This is a genomic window from Paenibacillus profundus, assembly GCF_021369635.1.
GTDB classification, from domain to species: Bacteria; Bacillota; Bacilli; order Paenibacillales; family Paenibacillaceae; genus Paenibacillus_B; species Paenibacillus_B profundus.
On the sequence record NZ_JAJNBZ010000004.1, the window covers coordinates 314,447 to 332,500 of the forward strand.

Annotated in this window: 15 protein-coding genes (1 of these 15 running past the window's edge); 8 read left to right on the forward strand and 7 right to left on the reverse strand. The window is 51.0% G+C overall.

Annotation, left to right across the window (positions count from 1 at the left end; genetic code table 11):
* The first annotated feature begins 181 nt into the window (after positions 1-181).
* Together pcrA and ligA are read left to right on the forward strand one after the other, a co-directional pair.
* Positions 182-2,578, forward strand: a complete 2,397-nt coding sequence (gene pcrA, locus LQV63_RS08655) for a DNA helicase PcrA (RefSeq protein ID WP_233696394.1) — start codon at positions 182-184, stop codon at positions 2,576-2,578.
* A gap of 97 nt (positions 2,579-2,675) precedes the next feature.
* The gene (ligA, locus tag LQV63_RS08660) at positions 2,676-4,688 is read left to right on the forward strand and encodes an NAD-dependent DNA ligase LigA (protein WP_233696414.1); all 2,013 of its coding nucleotides are present in this window, start codon (positions 2,676-2,678) and stop codon (positions 4,686-4,688) included.
* Positions 4,689-4,872: 184 nt separating this feature from the next.
* Here the strand turns inward: ligA and LQV63_RS31355 are convergent, their stop codons facing one another.
* From LQV63_RS31355 to LQV63_RS08675, 3 genes are all read right to left on the reverse strand, one after another.
* Positions 4,873-4,962: a putative holin-like toxin gene (locus tag LQV63_RS31355; RefSeq protein WP_254912210.1), complete on the reverse strand. Its 90-nt coding sequence runs from the start codon at positions 4,960-4,962 to the stop codon at positions 4,873-4,875.
* 120 nt (positions 4,963-5,082) lie between these two features.
* Positions 5,083-5,352, reverse strand: coding sequence for an alpha-glucosidase C-terminal domain-containing protein (locus LQV63_RS08670; protein ID WP_233696395.1), 270 nt, complete (start codon positions 5,350-5,352; stop codon positions 5,083-5,085).
* On the reverse strand, positions 5,309-5,566 hold the full coding sequence (locus LQV63_RS08675) for an alpha-amylase family glycosyl hydrolase (protein ID WP_325175865.1): 258 nt from the start codon (positions 5,564-5,566) through the stop codon (positions 5,309-5,311). Before LQV63_RS08675 ends, LQV63_RS08670 begins: the two co-directional genes overlap by 44 nt.
* Before the next feature lie 195 nt (positions 5,567-5,761).
* On the opposite strand from LQV63_RS08675, the gene LQV63_RS08680 reads away from it, so the two are divergent.
* Complete coding sequence (locus tag LQV63_RS08680) at positions 5,762-6,301, forward strand: hypothetical protein (protein WP_233696396.1); 540 nt, start codon at positions 5,762-5,764, stop codon at positions 6,299-6,301.
* A 195-nt stretch (positions 6,302-6,496) separates the two neighbouring features.
* Here the strand turns inward: LQV63_RS08680 and LQV63_RS31740 are convergent, their stop codons facing one another.
* From LQV63_RS31740 to LQV63_RS08695, 3 genes are all read right to left on the reverse strand, one after another.
* On the reverse strand, positions 6,497-6,586 hold the full coding sequence (locus tag LQV63_RS31740) for a putative holin-like toxin (RefSeq protein ID WP_254912210.1): 90 nt from the start codon (positions 6,584-6,586) through the stop codon (positions 6,497-6,499).
* 120 nt (positions 6,587-6,706) lie between these two features.
* Positions 6,707-8,479, reverse strand: coding sequence for an alpha-glycosidase (locus tag LQV63_RS08690; RefSeq protein ID WP_233696397.1), 1,773 nt, complete (start codon positions 8,477-8,479; stop codon positions 6,707-6,709).
* A 64-nt stretch (positions 8,480-8,543) separates the two neighbouring features.
* Positions 8,544-9,572: a LacI family DNA-binding transcriptional regulator gene (locus LQV63_RS08695; RefSeq protein WP_233696398.1), complete on the reverse strand. Its 1,029-nt coding sequence runs from the start codon at positions 9,570-9,572 to the stop codon at positions 8,544-8,546.
* Positions 9,573-9,848: 276 nt separating this feature from the next.
* Between LQV63_RS08695 and LQV63_RS08700 the strand changes: the two genes are divergently transcribed.
* The 4 genes from LQV63_RS08700 (at position 9,849) to LQV63_RS08715 (ending at position 16,063) form a co-directional block, all read left to right on the forward strand.
* The gene (locus LQV63_RS08700) at positions 9,849-11,153 is read left to right on the forward strand and encodes a sugar ABC transporter substrate-binding protein (RefSeq protein ID WP_233696399.1); all 1,305 of its coding nucleotides are present in this window, start codon (positions 9,849-9,851) and stop codon (positions 11,151-11,153) included.
* A 295-nt stretch (positions 11,154-11,448) separates the two neighbouring features.
* Positions 11,449-12,723, forward strand: coding sequence for a carbohydrate ABC transporter permease (locus LQV63_RS08705; RefSeq protein WP_407672902.1), 1,275 nt, complete (start codon positions 11,449-11,451; stop codon positions 12,721-12,723).
* Complete coding sequence (locus tag LQV63_RS08710; protein WP_019424817.1) at positions 12,720-13,562, forward strand: sugar ABC transporter permease; 843 nt, start codon at positions 12,720-12,722, stop codon at positions 13,560-13,562. Before LQV63_RS08705 ends, LQV63_RS08710 begins: the two co-directional genes overlap by 4 nt.
* Positions 13,563-13,615: 53 nt before the next feature.
* Positions 13,616-16,063, forward strand: coding sequence for a glycoside hydrolase family 31 protein (locus LQV63_RS08715; RefSeq protein ID WP_233696401.1), 2,448 nt, complete (start codon positions 13,616-13,618; stop codon positions 16,061-16,063).
* Between the two features lie 159 nt (positions 16,064-16,222).
* On the opposite strand, the gene LQV63_RS08720 is transcribed toward LQV63_RS08715, so the two are convergent.
* The gene (locus LQV63_RS08720; RefSeq protein WP_019424819.1) at positions 16,223-17,251 is read right to left on the reverse strand and encodes a LacI family DNA-binding transcriptional regulator; all 1,029 of its coding nucleotides are present in this window, start codon (positions 17,249-17,251) and stop codon (positions 16,223-16,225) included.
* 140 nt (positions 17,252-17,391) lie between these two features.
* Between LQV63_RS08720 and LQV63_RS08725 the strand changes: the two genes are divergently transcribed.
* Positions 17,392-18,054, forward strand: the 5' portion of a protein-coding gene (locus LQV63_RS08725; protein WP_233696402.1) for an ABC transporter ATP-binding protein. 21 nt of this gene lie beyond the right edge of the window; 663 of the gene's 684 nt are visible here — the first part of the coding sequence; the start codon lies at positions 17,392-17,394; its stop codon lies beyond the right edge, outside the window.

Genomic DNA, 18,054 nt, shown 5'->3' on the forward strand with positions numbered 1-18,054 from the left:
GAATGAGACATCGGCATACCAGCCGAGAGGATAGATTTATTTTTGGATCAGCGATGAATCAGTCAGGTTATTTTTCATTGAACAAATCTATTGCTGATTCATCTAGCAGAATCGGCACATCCCTAGACACGGATTGATCATGCCTGTTCTACTTGTCCAACAGAAAGGAGATTGCGCACTTATGTTTGAATTTTTAGAATCAGGTGCACAAACGGGAGCTTCACGAGCAAGTATTGACATTCAGGATGCGATTAAGCGCCTTAATCCGGAGCAGCGCCGCGCGGTAGAGGCGACAGAAGGGCCGCTGCTTATTATGGCGGGAGCGGGATCAGGGAAGACGCGCGTGCTGACGCACCGTATCGCTTACCTTATCGCTACGCGCAAAGCCGCGCCGTGGAGCATCCTGGCGATTACATTTACGAACAAAGCATCCCGCGAAATGCAGGATCGGGTAGCTAAGCTGGTCGGTCCGGAAGGGCAGGACATCTGGGTGTCGACGTTCCACTCCATGTGTGTGCGCATTCTGCGCCGAGATATCGAAAGAATCGGGTATACGTCTAATTTCTCCATTCTCGATTCGGCGGACCAACTATCTGTCATTCGAGGCTGTATGAAGGAATTGAATTTTGACACGAAAAAGTTTGAGCCCCGGGCAGTGCAAGCGGCCATCAGCAGTGCGAAAAATGAGCTTGTCTCCCCGGAACGGCTAGAGCAGAAGATTGGCGATTTTTTCGACGGTATCGTCGCGAAGGTGTACAAGCTGTACCAGAAGCGGCTGAAGAGCAACAACTCGCTCGACTTTGACGATCTGATCATGTCGACAATCCATCTGTTCAAGGAAGTGCCGGAAGTGCTCGACTTTTATCAGAAGAAGTTCAAATATATTCACGTTGACGAGTATCAGGATACGAACCGCGCGCAGTACATGCTGTGCCGCATGCTCGCAGATCAGCATCATAATATTTGCGTGGTGGGGGATAGTGACCAGTCCATCTACCGTTGGCGCGGGGCGGACATTACGAACATTCTGAACTTCGAGGAAGATTACCCGAAGGCAACCACAATATTCCTCGAACAGAACTATCGTTCTACCGCGAATATTTTGAATGCGGCGAATGAAGTCATTAAGCAGAATACGGGCCGTAAACCGAAGAAGTTGTGGACCGATTCCGGCGAGGGAAATAAGATTAAAGTCTATCAAGCGGATACGGAACACGATGAAGGCTATTTCGTGACGGCGGAAATTAAGAAGAACAAGATGACCGGCACATCGTACAGCAATCACGCGATTTTGTACCGAACGAATGCCCAGTCCCGGGTAATAGAGGAAATTCTCATCAAGTCCGAAATTCCATATCAGATCGTCGGCGGCATCAAGTTCTACGACCGCAAAGAGATTAAGGATTTGCTCGGATACTTGCGGTTAATATCTAACCCGAACGATGATATCAGCTTGGAGCGTATTATCAATGTGCCGAAGCGGGGCATTGGGGCGACGACGTTAGCCAAGCTGTCCGACGCGGCGTCGGCACGAGGCACGTCGGTCATGGAAGTCATAGCGAATATGGATGACTTGGACATCGCTCCGAAGACTAAGGGCACATTGCGTGAATTCCGGGCGATGATCGATGGCTTGCATCATATGGTCGAATATTTGTCAGTTACGGAATTGACGGAAAAAGTACTGGAAATGTCAGAGTACAAGCTGGAGCTGCATCGGGAAAACACGCTGGAATCAAAGGCGCGGCTAGAGAACATCGAGGAGTTCCTGTCGGTAACGCAGGAGTTCGAGCAGCGCAATGACGACAAGTCGCTCGTGTCGTTCTTGACCGACCTGGCCCTTATTGCGGATATCGATTCGGTGAATGATACCGACGAAGAGGAAGAAGACGCGGTCATCCTCATGACGATGCACAGCGCCAAAGGATTGGAATTCCCTGTTGTCTTCATCATCGGTATGGAGGAGGGAGTCTTCCCACACAGCCGCGCCTTCAGCGACAACGAGGAGCTGGAAGAAGAGCGCCGTCTCGCGTATGTAGGCATTACGCGCGCAGAGCAGCAGCTCTTCCTGACGTGTGCACGAACGCGCACACTGTTCGGCCGGACGAATGCGAACCCGCCGTCACGCTTCCTCAGGGAAGTGCCGGAAGAACTGATGGAAGACGCATCTCCGTCGGGCACGCGCTACGGCGGGGGCGACCGTTACGGCCGCAATGCATCCTCCGCCTCCTATGGCGGGCGCGGTCTCGGCTACGCCGGAGGCGCAGGAGCGAACCAAGCGTCCGGCACAGGCGCGTCAAGCCAGGCGCCGGGCGGATGGCGCACATCCACTCCAGGAAGCAAGGCACCGGCCGCCAGTGGCGTCACTGTCACGACTTCGCTCGACAAGGAGAAGCAGGATGGAGCGCAAGACGGCAGCATCCAAGCTGGCGACAAAGTGTCCCACGCCAAGTGGGGCGTCGGCGTCATCGTCTCCGTCAAAGGGACGGGTACCGATACGGAGCTGCAGATTGCCTTCCCGGCGCCTGTCGGTGTAAAGCGTCTCCTGGCGGCATTTGCGCCGGTTACGAAAGTATAAATGAACAGCAGGTAGAATATCCTGGTGATGACCTTGAAGTGACTTTGTAGATATGAGTAAGAAAGGGGCACCCTCCGTGTCGAATGCACATTCCCGTATGGAACAACTCGTGGCGGATCTGAACCGTTACAATTATCATTATTACACGCTCGACGAGCCTGTCATCTCGGATAAAGAGTATGACAAGCTATATGACGAGCTCGTCGCGTTGGAGCGAGAAACGGGGGTTGTATTGTCCGATTCACCGACGAGTCGGGTCGGAGGCGAGATCCTGAAGGGATTCGATCCGCACCGTCACTTGTCGCGGCTGTGGAGCTTGGACAAGGCGCAGAATGAAGACGATCTGTATGCGTGGCATCAACGGGTCCTGCGCCTTATTCAAGACTACAACACGAAAAATCCAGAGGCAGAGCCTCTTCCTGCGCCCGCTTATGTGGTGGAGTTGAAATATGACGGATTGACCGTCAATCTGACCTATACGGATGGCCAGTTGGTCCAGGCGTCGACGCGCGGGAACGGCGTCGTTGGCGAGGCGATTTTGCCGCAGGTGAAGACGATCCGCTCTGTCCCGCTGACGATTCCGTACAAGGACGGCACGATTGAAGTGCAGGGCGAAGGCATTATGAACCTGTCTGTGCTGGATGCCTATAATAAGACAGCGGCTGAGCCGCTTAAAAATGCGCGCAATGCGGCGGCGGGAGCGCTCCGCAACTTGAATCCGCAAGTAACGGCGCAGCGGAAGCTGAGTGCTTTTTTCTATAATGTTGGCTACTCCGATGACGTAACGTTCACCACCCATCAAGAAATGATGGCATTTCTGAAGTCGAACCAATTCAAGGTGAATCCGTACATTACGTACTTCGATACGATAGAAGAGGTGCGCGAGGAACTGCATCGCGTGCAGGAGCAGCGCCCATCCTTGGATTATTTGATCGATGGGGCAGTCGTGAAGATTACCGATATGCGCACGCGCGAGGTGCTCGGCTACACGGATAAATTCCCGCGCTGGGCCGTTGCCTTCAAGTTCGAGGCAGAAGAGACGACGACCGTGCTGGAGTCGGTCAATTGGGAAGTCGGACGTACGGGTAAAATCACGCCGGTCGCGCGTGTAGAAGCGGTTGAGCTGGCCGGGGTGACCGTGCAGAACTGTACCTTGAACAATGTCGGCGACATCGAGCGGAAGAACCTGAAGCATGCTCTGGGGGCACGTGTTTTCATCCGCCGTTCGAATGATGTCATTCCCGAAATTCTCGGTCGCGTGCCAGATGAAGAGGATGGCGAAGAAATTGTGTATCCGACGGAGTGCCCAGCTTGCGGATACACGCTTGAAATGCGCGGCGCGCATTTGTTCTGCAACAACAAGCTGAACTGCAAGCCGCAGATCGTCGCCCGCTTGGCGCACTTTGCATCGCGTGATGCGATGGACATCGAGACGTTCAGCGTCATGACTGCGGAGCAGCTGCATGATGAGCTGAACGTGCATGAACCCTCTGACCTGTACGCGCTCGCCTTCGAACAGTTGGTCGTTCTCAATCGGTTCGGAGAGAAGAAGGCGAACAACCTGTTGGAGGCGCTGAATAAAAGCAAGACGCGCGACCTGGCAGCTTTCTTGTTCGCGCTCGGCATTCCGAATACGGGCAAGTCGACGACGCGGGCGCTTGCGGATCACTTCGGGACGCTGGAGGGCGTTATGCAAGCCACAACCGAGGAGTTAATCACTATTCCGGATGTGGGTGACATCGTAGCGGACAGCATCGTGACTTACTTCGCCGATCCTGTGAACCGGGCGAGCATCGACCGGATGCTTGAGCTTGGCGTAGAGCCGCAAGCAGTAGAGAAGCCTGCACCAGTAAGCGAAGATTCGTTCTTCTATGGCAAAACGGTCGTGCTGACCGGAACGCTGCACCTGATGACGCGTGAGGAAGCGACAGAGAAGCTGGAAGCGTGCGGTGCGAAGGTGACAGGCAGCGTATCGAAGAAGACCGATCTTGTCGTCGCCGGGGAGAAGGCGGGCAGCAAGCTGGCCAAGGCAGAGCAGTTGGGCATTCCCGTCATTACGGACGAGACCGAGCTCGTACGGCTGTTGAATGAAGCGCTCAGTCTAAATTGAACAGTCGTTGCACTTCGGAACACCGTTGAACAGTAAGAATATGTATGATATAATTTGCGTATAATAAAAAGAAGATCGTAGCGCTAACTACGACCTTCTTCCCACAATAACCGCATGAAGAGCGGTTGGCTTAATTAGGTGAACAATCTAAAGGGTAGACCGCAAACCTTGGTTGGAGGGCGGTCTACTTTTTCTTTAAGTAAGTGAGCAAAGCGAGAATGAACATTCCGAAAAGGAACATTAGACTCAATGCTTCAAATACGCTCACTGGCATCACCTCCTTTGCAGGAGATTAGCCAACCGCCCATAAGCCATTATTGTGTTCCTATGACTATATCATAATATTTCCAATTGAACTAGGTAGTGTGCTCCTGCATTGCGTGCGAAGTGCGAACTACTGCTCCAATTTCAATATCCGCCAGCCCAGACCCTCGACCTCTACCTGCAAGCCCTTGTGATTTCCCGCCAGCATTTCACCCGAATCAGACTTGTCATCGATACTGACGCTTTGCCATTCACCTTCACAAATCTGCAAACATACCGTCCGTTTTGACTCGGACCCGTTCAGCACGAAAATCCAGCACTCGTCTGCATTTGCTCGCTCATACGCGATGACCTGGTCATTCTCCTTCGCATGAACGAAGCGGAAGCTGCCCGTGCGCAACGCAGATTGCGCGTACCGCAGCGCGATCAGGCTGCGATAATAGTGCAGCAGGCCGGCAGCCTAGGTCATGCTCCCTGTCCAATCTGACCTCGTCGCCATAATAAATGCACGGTGTGCCCATGAACGTCAGCTGGAACAGCGCGGCCAGCTTCATCTTGCGCTTGTCGTTGCCGCTCAGCGTCAGAAGACGCGGCGTGTCATGGCTGTCCAGCAGGTAATGTTCTCTCCTTTGCTTATTTCGGTTGTTTAAAAAGTCCCCTTTTGATCATGATGCATCCTAAGAGGCCATTCGACATCGAATAGCACTGCCCGGACAAATCGTCTCCGAAGCATTGATTTTAGGGTTGAGCCACTATTAATTTATAATCGGCATACAAGCGTGTGTTGCAGTTATTTTGAGGTGATTATCATGAGGCCATTGAGAATTCGTTTACTGCTTCCTTTTATCATTTTATCCGGATGCTACCACTATCAAGCCTCTACTGAAACGAGCATCGATCAGCAACCAAATAACTATATGGAGTCAAACGAATCTGCACACAACATACCCGAAAATGCGCTCCCCATCAAGGATGCTGTGAAGCAAGTTCCATTTACGGTAATGCAGCCAGAAGTCCCCTTTGAAGTAACGGACAAATCAGCAAGAGTATTTCATACCCAGATGAATTTCGATGCGATCGAAATATCATACCTCAACACCAAGCAAGGGCTTAATCTCCTGTTGACGATAACCAATTCCCAGCATGACACAGGGCCGAAAGGCAAGAAATACCGCAAGCTTGACAATCAAGCTCAAACTTGGGATCAAGCCAATGAAGTTTTCAGTGCTTTGTATTGGAGACATAATGGGCTCACCTATGTGCTGTTCTCTGGAAAAGAGACGAATGGAACGACGTCCCCTCTCTATAGCAACGAGCAACTGCTGGAAATTGCAAATACGATAGAGTAAGTTCTGAATCTGTGAAAGATTTTCACGCGATAGACCACACCGTTGAACAGTAAGAATATGTATGATACAATTTGCGTATAATAAAAAGAAGATCGTAACGTCAACTACGACCTTCTTCCCACAATAACCGCATGAAGAGCGGTTGGCTTTTTACAAGGTGCGAAAGTAGACCGCAGACCTTTGAGACAGGGCGGTCTACTTTTTCTTTAAGTAAGTGAGCAAAGCAAGAATGAACATTCCGAAAAGGAACATTAGACTCAATGCTTCAAATACGCTCACTGGCATCACCTCCTTTGCAGGAGATTAGCCAACCGCCCATAAGCCATTATTGTGTTCCTATGACTATATCATAATATTTCCAATTGAACTAGATAGAGTGCTCCTCCATTGCTTGCGAAGTGCGAACTACTGCTTCAATTTCAATATCCGCCAGCCCATACCCTCGACTTCTACCTGCAAGCCCCTGTTATTTCCCGCCAGTATTTCACCCGAATCAGGCCTGTCATCGATACTGACACTCTGCCATACACCTTCACAAATCTGCAAAATTACCGTCCGGCTTTGCTCAGATCCGTTCAGCACGAAGAGCCAGCGCCCATTCGCATCTGCCCGCTCATACGCAATGACCCGGTCGTTCTCCTCTGCATGAACGAAGCGGAAGCTGCCCGTCCGCAGCGCGGAGTGCGCATGCCGCAGCGCGATCATGCTGCGATAATAGTGCAGCAGGCCGGCATCCTGCCGCTTTTCGTCCCATTCCATGCATTTGCGGCAGCCTGGATCATGCTCCCCGTCTAATCCCACCTCGTCGCCATAATAAATGCACGGCGTGCCCAAGAACGTGAGCTGGAACAGCGCAGCAAGCTTCATCTTGCGCTTGTCGTTGCCGCACAGCGTCAGCAGACGCGGCGTATCATGGCTGTCCAGCAGGTTGAACATGACCTCGTTAGCCTGCAGCGGGTAGCTTGCCAGCTGATGCTGGATCGCTTGCGCGAATCCGAGTCCGTCAATCAATTCGCTTGCAAAAAAGTCATGCATTGCATACGTGAACGGATAGTTCATCACCGCATCGAACTGATCGCCCTGCAGCCACATCATGCCCTCGTGGAACATTTCGCCCAAAATATAAGCGTCTGGGTTAACAGCTTTAACCGTTTGGCGGAATTCACGCCAGAACTGGTGATCCACTTCGTTGGCGACATCGAGCCGCCAGCCGTCGATGCCGACCTCTTCAATCCAATAGCGCGCCACATCGAGCAAATAGGTCTTCACTTCCGGATGCTCCGTGTTCAACTTCGGCATCATCGGCGTGAACGCAAACGTGTCGAAGGTCGGCACGTCGTCAATCACCTCGAGCGGGAACTGACGGACATGGAACCAATCCTTGTAGGCGGATTGCTCGCCTTTTTCGAGCACGTCAACAAACGGCGGGAACGTGTGGCCGCAATGATTGAATACCGCATCGAGCAGCACGCGAATGCCGCGGTCGTGACACACTTGCACCAATTCCTTCAGCTTTTCATTCGTGCCGAAGTGCGGGTCGACCTTCATGTAGTTTTTCGTATCGTACTTATGGTTCGTTGTCGCTTCAAAAATAGGGGTGAAGTATATCGCCGTTACGCCGAGCTGTTCCAAATGATCGAGGTGGTTCAGAACCCCCTGCAGGTCGCCGCCAAAATAATTGTCCGGCTTCGGATCGCCGCCCCAAGGCAGCACTTCCTCCGGATCGTTGCTGGCATCGCCATTGGCAAAGCGCTCCGGGAAAATTTGATAGAACACCGCATCCTTCACCCAAGCCGGCGGCGCAAAGATGTCCGCAGGGTTCAGGAACGGATACTCGAACCAGCTCTTCGTCGGCTCCGGCGTTTCCCGTTGGAAGCCGCGTTCGGTCATCCACACCGAGTCATGCGCATCCTCCAGCTTGAACGCGTAGGCGAGACGGCGGAATGGAGGAATCGTCTCCGCTTGCCAATAATCGAACAGCTCATCCTGATACAGGCGCGTCATCGGAACAGAGATGGTCTTCTCTATTCCCTCCCAGCTGTTGAACTTATCCCCGTAATAGACGGTGACACGATTTACGTCATTTTTCTTCGTGCGGATGCGAACGTGAATGGTTTTGTGGTCATAAGCATATGCCCAGTTCTGTTTAGGGCGATGGTAAATGGCTTCGAGCAGCATAATAATGTCCTCTCCTTTGGCTTATATCGAACTGCTTGCAGACTGACGAACGAACGATTGATGTTTACGCTTCGGAATCGGGAGACGTCACTGACCTTCGCCATATAAGCTGATGCGGAATGATGATGCGAGCCTGCTCGAACCCGTCGCCCTTGATGCGCTGGATTAGAGCCTGAACCGTAGATTGGCCCATTTGATACATGCCGATATCGACGCTCGAAATCTGCGGCAAGCACATCTCAGCCAGCGATGTGTTGTTAAATCCGACGACGCTGCAATCCTCCGGAACTCGGAGCCCGTTGTTCCATAGCGAGCGAATGATGCCGAAGGCAACGACGTCATCGATTGCAATGATGGCGGTCGGGCGTTCTTCAAGCTTCAAAATTTGCTCGGTGACTTGCATCGCCGAGTCAGGCGTGAATGCGCCTTCAAAAACATAGTCGCACCGGAACGGAATGCCCCCATCGAGCAAGGCCTTGCTATATCCGTCCAACCGGTCTTTCGATACCGTCAATTCGAATGGCCCGCTGACGAAGCCGATACGGCGGTGACCGAGTTCAATTAGATGGCGAGTTATCGCCTGCGCGGCTGCAATGTTGTCGTTATCCACGGAAGTGATATCGCTGTAATCCTCGCTGCGCCCAACGAGCACGAACGGAAACTTTTTCTCCCGCAAAAACGATATATTCGGATCCTCTCGTTGAGAGGCGAGCAAAATAATGCCGTCGACGTTGCGCCCCTGAACGAGCCGCTCTACCGCTTTCCATTCTTCTATTTCATTGGTGCTGGTGGTCATCAAAATATCATAACCGCTGGAAGCTGCCTTCGTCACGATGCCCCGAATAATTTCGGAGAAGAACTGATTCTGGAACAGTTCTTCTGCGGGGCGGGGGAGAACAATGCCGATATTGTGCGTTGTCCTCGTAACTAAGCTCTTGGCCATAAGGTTCGGGTGGTAACCAAGCTCTTCCATGACCTTGCGTACTTTGCGGCTTGTCTTCTGGCTGATACGCGAATCGTTCGAGATTACGCGCGACACCGTAGAAGGCGAGACGCCAGCCTTTTCGGCCACATTAATTATGGTTACTGCCATCGGGAAAACCTCACTTACTATAAATGTTCTCAAGTATGAATCACAGTATAAAATAAAATATTTTTTTGTGCAAACGGTTTACAAGATAAAAGTTGAATTGTATAATCCACATATACGCAACCGCTTACAAGGCCTTTGTGTGAAAGGATTTATTTTTTTAATTATTTGTGCAAAGGTTTGCATAGATCTAGGCACAATTTTGCACCATGGTACCTCAGCTTCAACTTTGCACGCTTTGAAATCAGCAAACTTGCACAATTGAAAGGGGATTCACACATGAAGAGATGGGTAGTAACGCTTTTGTCGGTCATGATGGTATTTACAATTACGGCTTGTTCCTCCGGCGGCGGCAATAATTCGACGAGCGGGGCGGGAGCAACGACAGATGCTGCGGAGTCGACAGACACGGCGACGGACAGCGGGGCAGCGGAAAGCGATCAGTTGGTTCCCGAAGAAGGAGCAAGCTTGATCGTATGGGAGAGTAAAGAAAGCCGTCCTTTCATCGAGGCTATCGCCAAGGAATTCACAGAGAAGTACAACGTTCCCGTCAAGTTTGAAGAAGTGGCGGCTCCTGACCAAGTCAATAAGCTGGTCAATGACGGTCCTGCCGGCATTGCAGCGGATATCGTAGTCTTCCCGCATGACAACCTGGGTAAAGCGGTAACGGCTGGTCTCGTGTTCCCGAATGATTTCCATGAGGCACAGACACGTGAAGCGAACTCCGAATTAGCAGTTAATGCAGCATCCTTTGATGGCGTGCTGTACGGATATCCGCGTTCTGTAGAAACGCTCATCATGTTCTATAACAAAGACTTGCTGCCAGAGGCACCTAAGACCATGGAAGAGGTTGTTGAACTATCCAAGAAAATGAACGACATACCTAACAAAAAGTACACGTACATGTGGGAAATTGGGAACTTCTATTATGACTACATGTATCTGGCAACAACAGGCGGCTACGTGTTCGGCAACAATGGCAGCGATAAAGCGGACATTGGCTTGAACAACGAAGGTGCGGTTAAAGGGGCGGCGTTCCTGCAGCAGTTTGCTAAGCAGGTGCTTCCATTGACGACATCCGATGTAACGGGCGATGTGAAAAAGGGCTTGTTCTCCAGCGGTCAATTGGCGATGAATATCGACGGACCATGGGCGATTCCGGACTTGAAGAAAGCAGGCATCAACCTCGGCGCAGCAATGATCCCTAGCATCGATGGCCAGCCTTCCAAGACGTTCTCCGGCGTGAAAGCTTGGTATGTCAACTCTTACACGAAATATCCGAACGCGGCTAAGCTGTTCGCAGAATATGCATCGACGAAAGCCGCTCAGCTGAAAGCCTTCGAATTGAACGGCGTTGTCCCTTCCAACAAAGAAGCGGCAGCCGATCCAACAGTAGCCAACGATCCGTTCACCGTTGCGGTATTAGAGCAGTTCGAGAACTCTTACCCAATGCCGGCTATTCCAGAGATGGGCAGTGTGTGGAGCCCGATGGCGGCAGGCCTTGCAGACGTGCTGAACAAAGGAAAAGATCCGAAAGCAGCGCTTGACAACGCCGTACAGCAAATTAAAGACGCCAATAAATAAAAGTACGTGCTCCAAACAGGTCAACTTGACTCATGATCAAAAATGGAAGGCAGCTTTATTAACTTCCTATAAATAAAGAGAGAAAAAAGCCCGGGGGAGCAATCGCTTGCCCGGGTCGTTTAAATTGGTCGGACGTCGTGACATAACGATATTGGATATGGAGAAAGGAGAGTCCTTTATGAGCACTCGACAATCGGCTTCTTCGGGTGATGCGCCATCTGCACTTCATCAGACAGGGCCGACGCCAGGTGAGACACATGCGAAATACGCCAGTAAAGCTGCCGTTCTTTCCGGTATGTTCTGGGGTCTAGGGCAACTATTTAACCGTCAGTATCTCAAAGGTATTCTGCTCATGCTGTGTGAAGCCTTGGGGCTTTACTATTTAATCAATCAATTGCCGCGTGCGTTATGGGGATTATACACACTCGGCGAGACGCCTTCCCAAATGCAGAAGGTCGGCAAGCTGTACAAGATGGTGGCTGGTGATCATTCCATCCACCTCATTATTAGCAGCTTAATTACCCTGGTTGTCCTGTTTGTATTTATTTGGATGTACATTTTAGTTGTGAAGGACGCCTTTGCAGTCGGACGTCTGCGTGAACGGGGCGATACACCGAATCGTTTCCTGCAGAGCTTGGAATATGTGAAAGAGAACAAATTCGCCTATTTGTTTTTGGCTCTGCCGACAGCGGCTGTATTGTTCTTTACGATTATGCCGATCATCTTCATGATCTTGCTTGCCTTCACGAACTATTCGGCGCCTGAGCATATTCCGCCGGCGAAGCTGGTCGATTGGGTCGGCTTGCAGAACTTTAAAGATTTGCTGCAGCTTGGATCATGGAGTGACACGTTCTACGGCGTATTGACGTGGACGATCATTTGGGCCATCTTGGCTACCGTCACTTGTTATTTTGGCGGTATTCTAGTAGCGCTGTTGGTGCAGCAGGCGGGAATTCGTTTCAAGACGATGTGGCGCACTATTTTTATTATTCCGTATGCGATTCCGCAAATGTTGTCGTTTCTCATTATGCGCAACATGTTTAACGGTGAATTCGGTCCAATCAACCAATACTTGAGCTATTTCGGGTTAGGCAAGCTGCCTTGGCTGTCCGATCCGTTCTGGGCCAAAGTAACTGTGCTTATGGTCAATATGTGGGTAGGTATTCCGGTTACGATGGTGCTTGTCATCGGCATATTGACTACGATTCCGAAAGATATGTACGAAGCTGCGGATGTTGACGGAGCAACGGCATGGCACAAATTCCGCTCCATCACGATGCCGATGATTCTGTACTCAACAGCACCTATTTTAATTGGGCAATTTGCAGGTAATATTAATAATTTTAACGTCATCTTCCTGATGACCAACGGGAACCCGCCTAACGGCGAATACCAATATGCGGGCAGCACCGACTTGCTTGTCACCTGGCTGTACAAGTTGACGCTGGATAACAACAAGTTCAATATGGCGGCAGCCATAGGCATCATTATCTTCATTATTGTGGCCTCGCTATCGATATGGAGCTATCGCCGTACACGTTCATTCCGAGAGGAGGATCTCATCCAATGAGTGTAGGGAAAAAGAAAAATTCAAAGCTGCGTCTCACATTTAGCTACCTGCTGTTAATCATCATTGCAATAAGCGTCTTTTATCCGACCATTTGGATTCTGATGTCCTCCATCCGGCCGGGAACGTCTATTTACAGCGAAACGTTAATTCCGAAAAACCCGACGTTTGAGCATTATATCAGCTTATTCACATCGGACCAATACCAGTATGGCCGCTGGTATTTGAACACATTAAAGATAGCGACCTTTAACATGATCTTCGGTGTTATTCTGGTCGTCATGACCGCTTATGCCTTGTCGCGCTTCCGTTTCTACGGACGCAAAAATTTGATGTCGGGGATGCTGGTGCTCGGCATGTTCCCTGGATTTATGAGCATGATCGCCATATACATCCTGCTGATGCAGCTTAATTTGCTGGATACGCATATGGCCTTGATTTTGGTGTACTCGGCGGGAGCTCCGTTAGGAGCGTTTGTCGTGAAAGGTTTCTTCGATACCATTCCGAAGAGTCTGGAGGAATCGGCTCGCATTGATGGAGCCTCCCACTGGACCGTATTTCGTAAAATTATGCTGCCACTTTCCAAGCCGATGATCACATACGTTGGTCTTACCACTTTCGCCGGCGCGTGGGGCGACTTCATCTTTGCCCGCCTCGTATTGCGGACGAAAGAAAAGTGGACGCTTGCCATCGGACTTTGGGATATGGTCAACAACGCATCGACCAACTTTACGATGTTTGCGGCCGGTGCCGTGTTGATAGCCATTCCGATTGCGCTTTTGTACTTATTCCTGCAGCGCTTCCTCGTGGAAGGACTTACAGCCGGGGCGAGCAAAGGATAGTAGGAGCTGGAATGGGATTAAATTAGAAAGAAGTAGGAGCAGGAGGGATTACGATGCTAGACACAAGTGCAGCGATACACCCAGAGAATGCAAGCCAGCATACAGAGAGAAGCACGGGCGTGCAGCTTGGGATGATTACACAGATTACAGAACAGAATAATGCGCTTCTGCTTATGGGAGAGCATTTTAATCTGGCCATAACATCGGTAGACGGCGGTTCGATTCGCATCAAGACATTCTGCGGACAGCAGCCGAATTGGAAGACGACTCCGGCGATTATAGCGTCGGAGACCCGTACTCAAGAGCCGTTGAAGTGGACGGCCGATGAAGAGCGGGTGTCGGTTGTTAGCGGAAGCACAACGGTTGAAATGAATCGGAAGACAGGTTCCTTGTCCATCCGCAACAGAGAACAACAGGTGAACATCCTCAGTGTGCAGCGAAATCGGGAGTCTGTAGGCGACTATACGGCATTTATTTCGCTGAGTGAAGATGACCATATTTATGGCCTCGGGGAAAAGACAGGATTTCTGGATAAGCGCGGCGAGCGCTATACGATGTGGAATACCGATGTATACGCCCCTCATGTGCCGGAAATGGAAGCCTTATATCAATCCATTCCTTTCCTGACGGTGTTGAATAACGGCAACGGTTATGGATTGTTCTTGGACAACCCGGGCAAGACCGTATTTGATACGCGTACCTATGCGAACATGGCGATGATTCAATCTTGGACAGGCGAGCTTGATCTATATTGGATTGAGGGGCCGACCATGAAGGAAGTTATCGTCCGCTACAGTGAGCTGACCGGACGCATGCCGCTGCCGCCGAAGTGGGCGCTCGGATATCACCAATCACGTTACAGCTATATGGATGAAAAAGAAGTGATGGATCTGGCGCATACGTTCCGCGACAAGGAGATCCCTTGCGATGTCATCCATCTCGACATTCATTATATGAACGGCTATCGCGTCTTTACATTTGATGAGAGCCGCTTCCCGAATCCGGAGCAGATGATGGCGCGGCTGCGCGAGCTCGGCTTCCATATCGTTCCGATCGTGGATCCGGGCGTGAAGAAGGATCCGATGTATGCCGTCTATATGGAAGGCGTCGACGAGAACTTCTTCTGCAAAACGGCCGAAGGAGACATATATACCGGTCCGGTCTGGCCGGGAGAGAGCGCGTTCCCGGACTTCACTGAATCGCGCGTGCGCGATTGGTGGACGGAGAAGCAGCGCTTCTATACGGACTTGGGCATCGACGGCATCTGGAACGACATGAACGAGCCGGCCATCTTCAATGAGACGAAGACGATGGACGTCAATGTCATGCACGGCAACGAAGGCGATCGCAAGACCCACGGCGAGCTGCACAATCTGTACGGCATGTGCATGTCCCAGGCGAGCTATGAAGGACTGAAGGCACTGCTCGACGGCAAGCGTCCGTTCGTATTGACGCGCGCAGGCTACAGTGGTATTCAACGCTATGCAGCCGTATGGACAGGCGACAACCGCAGCTTCTGGGAGCATATGTCGATGGCGATGCCAATGGTGCTCAACCTGGGGATGTCCGGCGTTCCGTTCGCGGGACCGGATATCGGCGGCTTCGCCCATCATACAAGCGGCGAGCTGCTGGCACGGTGGATGCAGATGGGTGTCTTCTTCCCGTACTGCCGCAATCATAGTGCCATTGATACGCTGCGTCAGGAGCCTTGGTCGTTCGGCGAAGAGATCGAGCGCATTTGCCGGCAATACATTTCATTGCGCTACCAATGGATGCCTTACCTGTATCATTGGTTCTATGAAGCCTCCAAAACGGGGCTTCCGGTTATGCGTCCGCTTGTGCTCGAATATCCGAACGATCCACAAGTATATAATTTGTACGACCAATTCCTCGTGGGCGATTCAGTTATCGTTGCTCCGGTGTACCGCCCGAATACGGAATGGCGATCTGTGTATTTGCCGGAAGGCGAGTGGGTGGATTACTGGAGCGGGGAGCGCTATGCGGGCCAGCAGCACATTCATGTGCATGCGCCGCTTGCGAAGCTGCCGATCTTTATCCGCGCAGGCGCTATTCTGTTGGAAGGCCCGGTTCGCCAGTATGCGGATGAGGCGGTTGCGGATGAGTTCGTGACGGCATCCATCTATCTGCAGGGCAGAAGCGGGACGAGCAGTCTGGAATGGTACGAAGATGATGGCTTGACATTTTCCTATGAAGACGGGGAATGGAATAAGATGCTTATCGAAGCGACAGAGTCCGAGCAAGCGCTGAACGTGACGGCGAAGTATACAACTCGCGGTTACGATTCGCAGCGGGCAAGCGTCCAATTCCGCATCATCGGCCTTGCGGCCGCTCCGAAGGGCGTTGCTGGATCGGGTGAGCAGGTTCAGGCTGCGCAGCTGGCACAGCAAGCTTCGGGCTGGGCTTATGAAGCCGAGCGCGGTGAGCTGTGGTTGAAGTTGCCTAACACTACGGATGGAATCGAATTGAATATCACATTGTAAAAGTAGAATGAACTGAAAAAGCGATGGAGCATTCGGCTGTGAGGCCGGGATGTCCCATCGCTTTTTTTATTGATAACTTTTCCCGCCAAACATTTCTATTTCACCAAAAATAATTGATTAATCGCTTAACTTAACATGAACACGGGTCATCGCCCTTGCTTACGAATCCGAATTGAACGCTATTACCGAGTCGCGCCATATGAGCTGATGTGGAATGATGATCCGAGCTTGCTCGAAGCCATCGCCCTTAATACGCTGGATGAGCGCTTGGACCGCCGAACTGCCCATCTGATAAATACCGATATCGATACTGGCGATCGGAGGCAGGCACATTTCAGACAACAACGTATTATTGAAGCCAACCACACTGCAGTCTTCCGGTACGCGCAAGCCGTTGCTTCGCAATGAACGAATGATGCCGAATGCGACAACATCATCGATCGCAACAATGGCTGTCGGACGTTCCTCCAGCTTTAAGATTCGCTCCGTCATCTGTGCCGACGATTCCTGAGTGAATTCGCCTTCCAATATGTACTCTTCGCGAGATGGGATTCCCGCCTCCATCAATGCTTTGCTGAATCCATCCAGCCGATCCTTCGATACCGTCAAATTGAATGGACCGCTCACAAAGGCAATATTGCGGTGACCCAACTGGATCAACCTGCGTGTAATGTCATACGATGCAGCAATATTATCGTTATCCACCGAAATGATGTCCAAATACTGATCGCTGCGGCCGACCAGCACGAATGGGAACTGCTTGTCCCGTAAAAAGGAAATAATCTGATCGTCTCTGCGAGAGGACAATAAAATGATGCCATCCACATTTCGGCCATGCACTAACCGTTCGACCGCCTTTTCTTCTTCCATCTGACTTGTTCCGGCAGTCATGAGCACATCATAGCGGCTGGAAGCTGCCTTCGTAACGATACCGCGAATAATTTCGGAGAAAAATTGATTCTGAAACACCTCATCCGCAGGGCGAGGCAGGACGATGCCTAAATTGTTCGTTGTCTTCGTGACCAGACTCTTCGCAAGCATATTCGGGTGATACCCCAGCTCTTCCATTGCTTTGCGCACCTTGCGGCTCGTCTTCTGGCTAATACGCGAATCATTCGAGATGACACGTGATACGGTAGATGGAGACACGCCTGCTTTTTCAGCTACATGAATAATCGTTACTGCCATCGGATTGTCCTCGCTTTGCAAAATAGTACCCAGAGTATAAGTCATAACCGGAGCGGGTGCAAAGCATTTGCAACAATATATGAAGACTCCGCTGAACAATCCATTTCATTCATTTGTAATCTGTCGTTCATATTCGGTTCATGTTCTCTTTCTACAATATAAAAGTCCGAAGCGACATCCTGATATGCCCAAAGGACATTATCGTTGTGGGCCCTTCTGGCTCGGGGAAAAGCACCTTTTTATCGATTGCAGGGGCACTGCTCACGCCGTCAAGCGGACGCATTTTAATTAATGGGACGGATATTGCGGGAATTACAACGCAGAAGCTGAATCGTGTCCGTTTGGACCATATCGGCTTTGTGTTCCAGACTTCTAATTTGGTTCCGTATTTAACCGTTGTGGATCAATTATTGCTAGTGGCCCGGTTGAGTAAGAAGAGCGCGAAGGAAGCCGAGCGAAAAGCTGTACAATTATTAGAAGATGTCGGCATGCTGCATCGTCTTCATCACTATCCTGATAAGCTGTCGGGAGGAGAGCGTCAGCGCGTTGCGATTGCGCGTGCGTTAATGAACGATCCTGAGGTTATATTGGCCGATGAGCCTACTGCGAGCTTAGATTCCAAGCGAGGACGGTCGGTCGTGGAAATGCTTGCTTCTGAAGTAAAGGCCAGACGCAAGGCTGCGGTCATGGTTACACATGACGAACGTGTATTGGATTTATGTGATCGGATCATCACTATTAAGGATGGCGCGCTTGTGGAAGAGCAAGCGCAGAAGCGAAGTCATACGGCTCAGGCGAAACAA

Bases quoted from the DNA above. Each gene is read 5' to 3' on its own strand.
- LQV63_RS08695 (WP_233696398.1), bottom strand. From the start codon at position 9,572: ATGGCAGTAACCATAATTAATGTGGCCGAAAAGGCTGGCGTCTCGCCT.
- pcrA (WP_233696394.1), top strand. From the start codon at position 182: ATGTTTGAATTTTTAGAATCAGGTGCACAAACGGGAGCTTCACGAGCA.
- LQV63_RS31740 (WP_254912210.1), bottom strand. From the start codon at position 6,586: ATGCCAGTGAGCGTATTTGAAGCATTGAGTCTAATGTTCCTTTTCGGA.
- LQV63_RS08720 (WP_019424819.1), bottom strand. From the start codon at position 17,251: ATGGCAGTAACGATTATTCATGTAGCTGAAAAAGCAGGCGTGTCTCCA.
- LQV63_RS08700 (WP_233696399.1), top strand. From the start codon at position 9,849: ATGAAGAGATGGGTAGTAACGCTTTTGTCGGTCATGATGGTATTTACA.
- LQV63_RS08715 (WP_233696401.1), top strand. From the start codon at position 13,616: ATGCTAGACACAAGTGCAGCGATACACCCAGAGAATGCAAGCCAGCAT.
- LQV63_RS31355 (WP_254912210.1), bottom strand. From the start codon at position 4,962: ATGCCAGTGAGCGTATTTGAAGCATTGAGTCTAATGTTCCTTTTCGGA.
- LQV63_RS08710 (WP_019424817.1), top strand. From the start codon at position 12,720: ATGAGTGTAGGGAAAAAGAAAAATTCAAAGCTGCGTCTCACATTTAGC.
- LQV63_RS08690 (WP_233696397.1), bottom strand. From the start codon at position 8,479: ATGCTGCTCGAAGCCATTTACCATCGCCCTAAACAGAACTGGGCATAT.
- LQV63_RS08705 (WP_407672902.1), top strand. From the start codon at position 11,449: ATGTTCTGGGGTCTAGGGCAACTATTTAACCGTCAGTATCTCAAAGGT.
- LQV63_RS08680 (WP_233696396.1), top strand. From the start codon at position 5,762: ATGAGGCCATTGAGAATTCGTTTACTGCTTCCTTTTATCATTTTATCC.
- ligA (WP_233696414.1), top strand. From the start codon at position 2,676: ATGGAACAACTCGTGGCGGATCTGAACCGTTACAATTATCATTATTAC.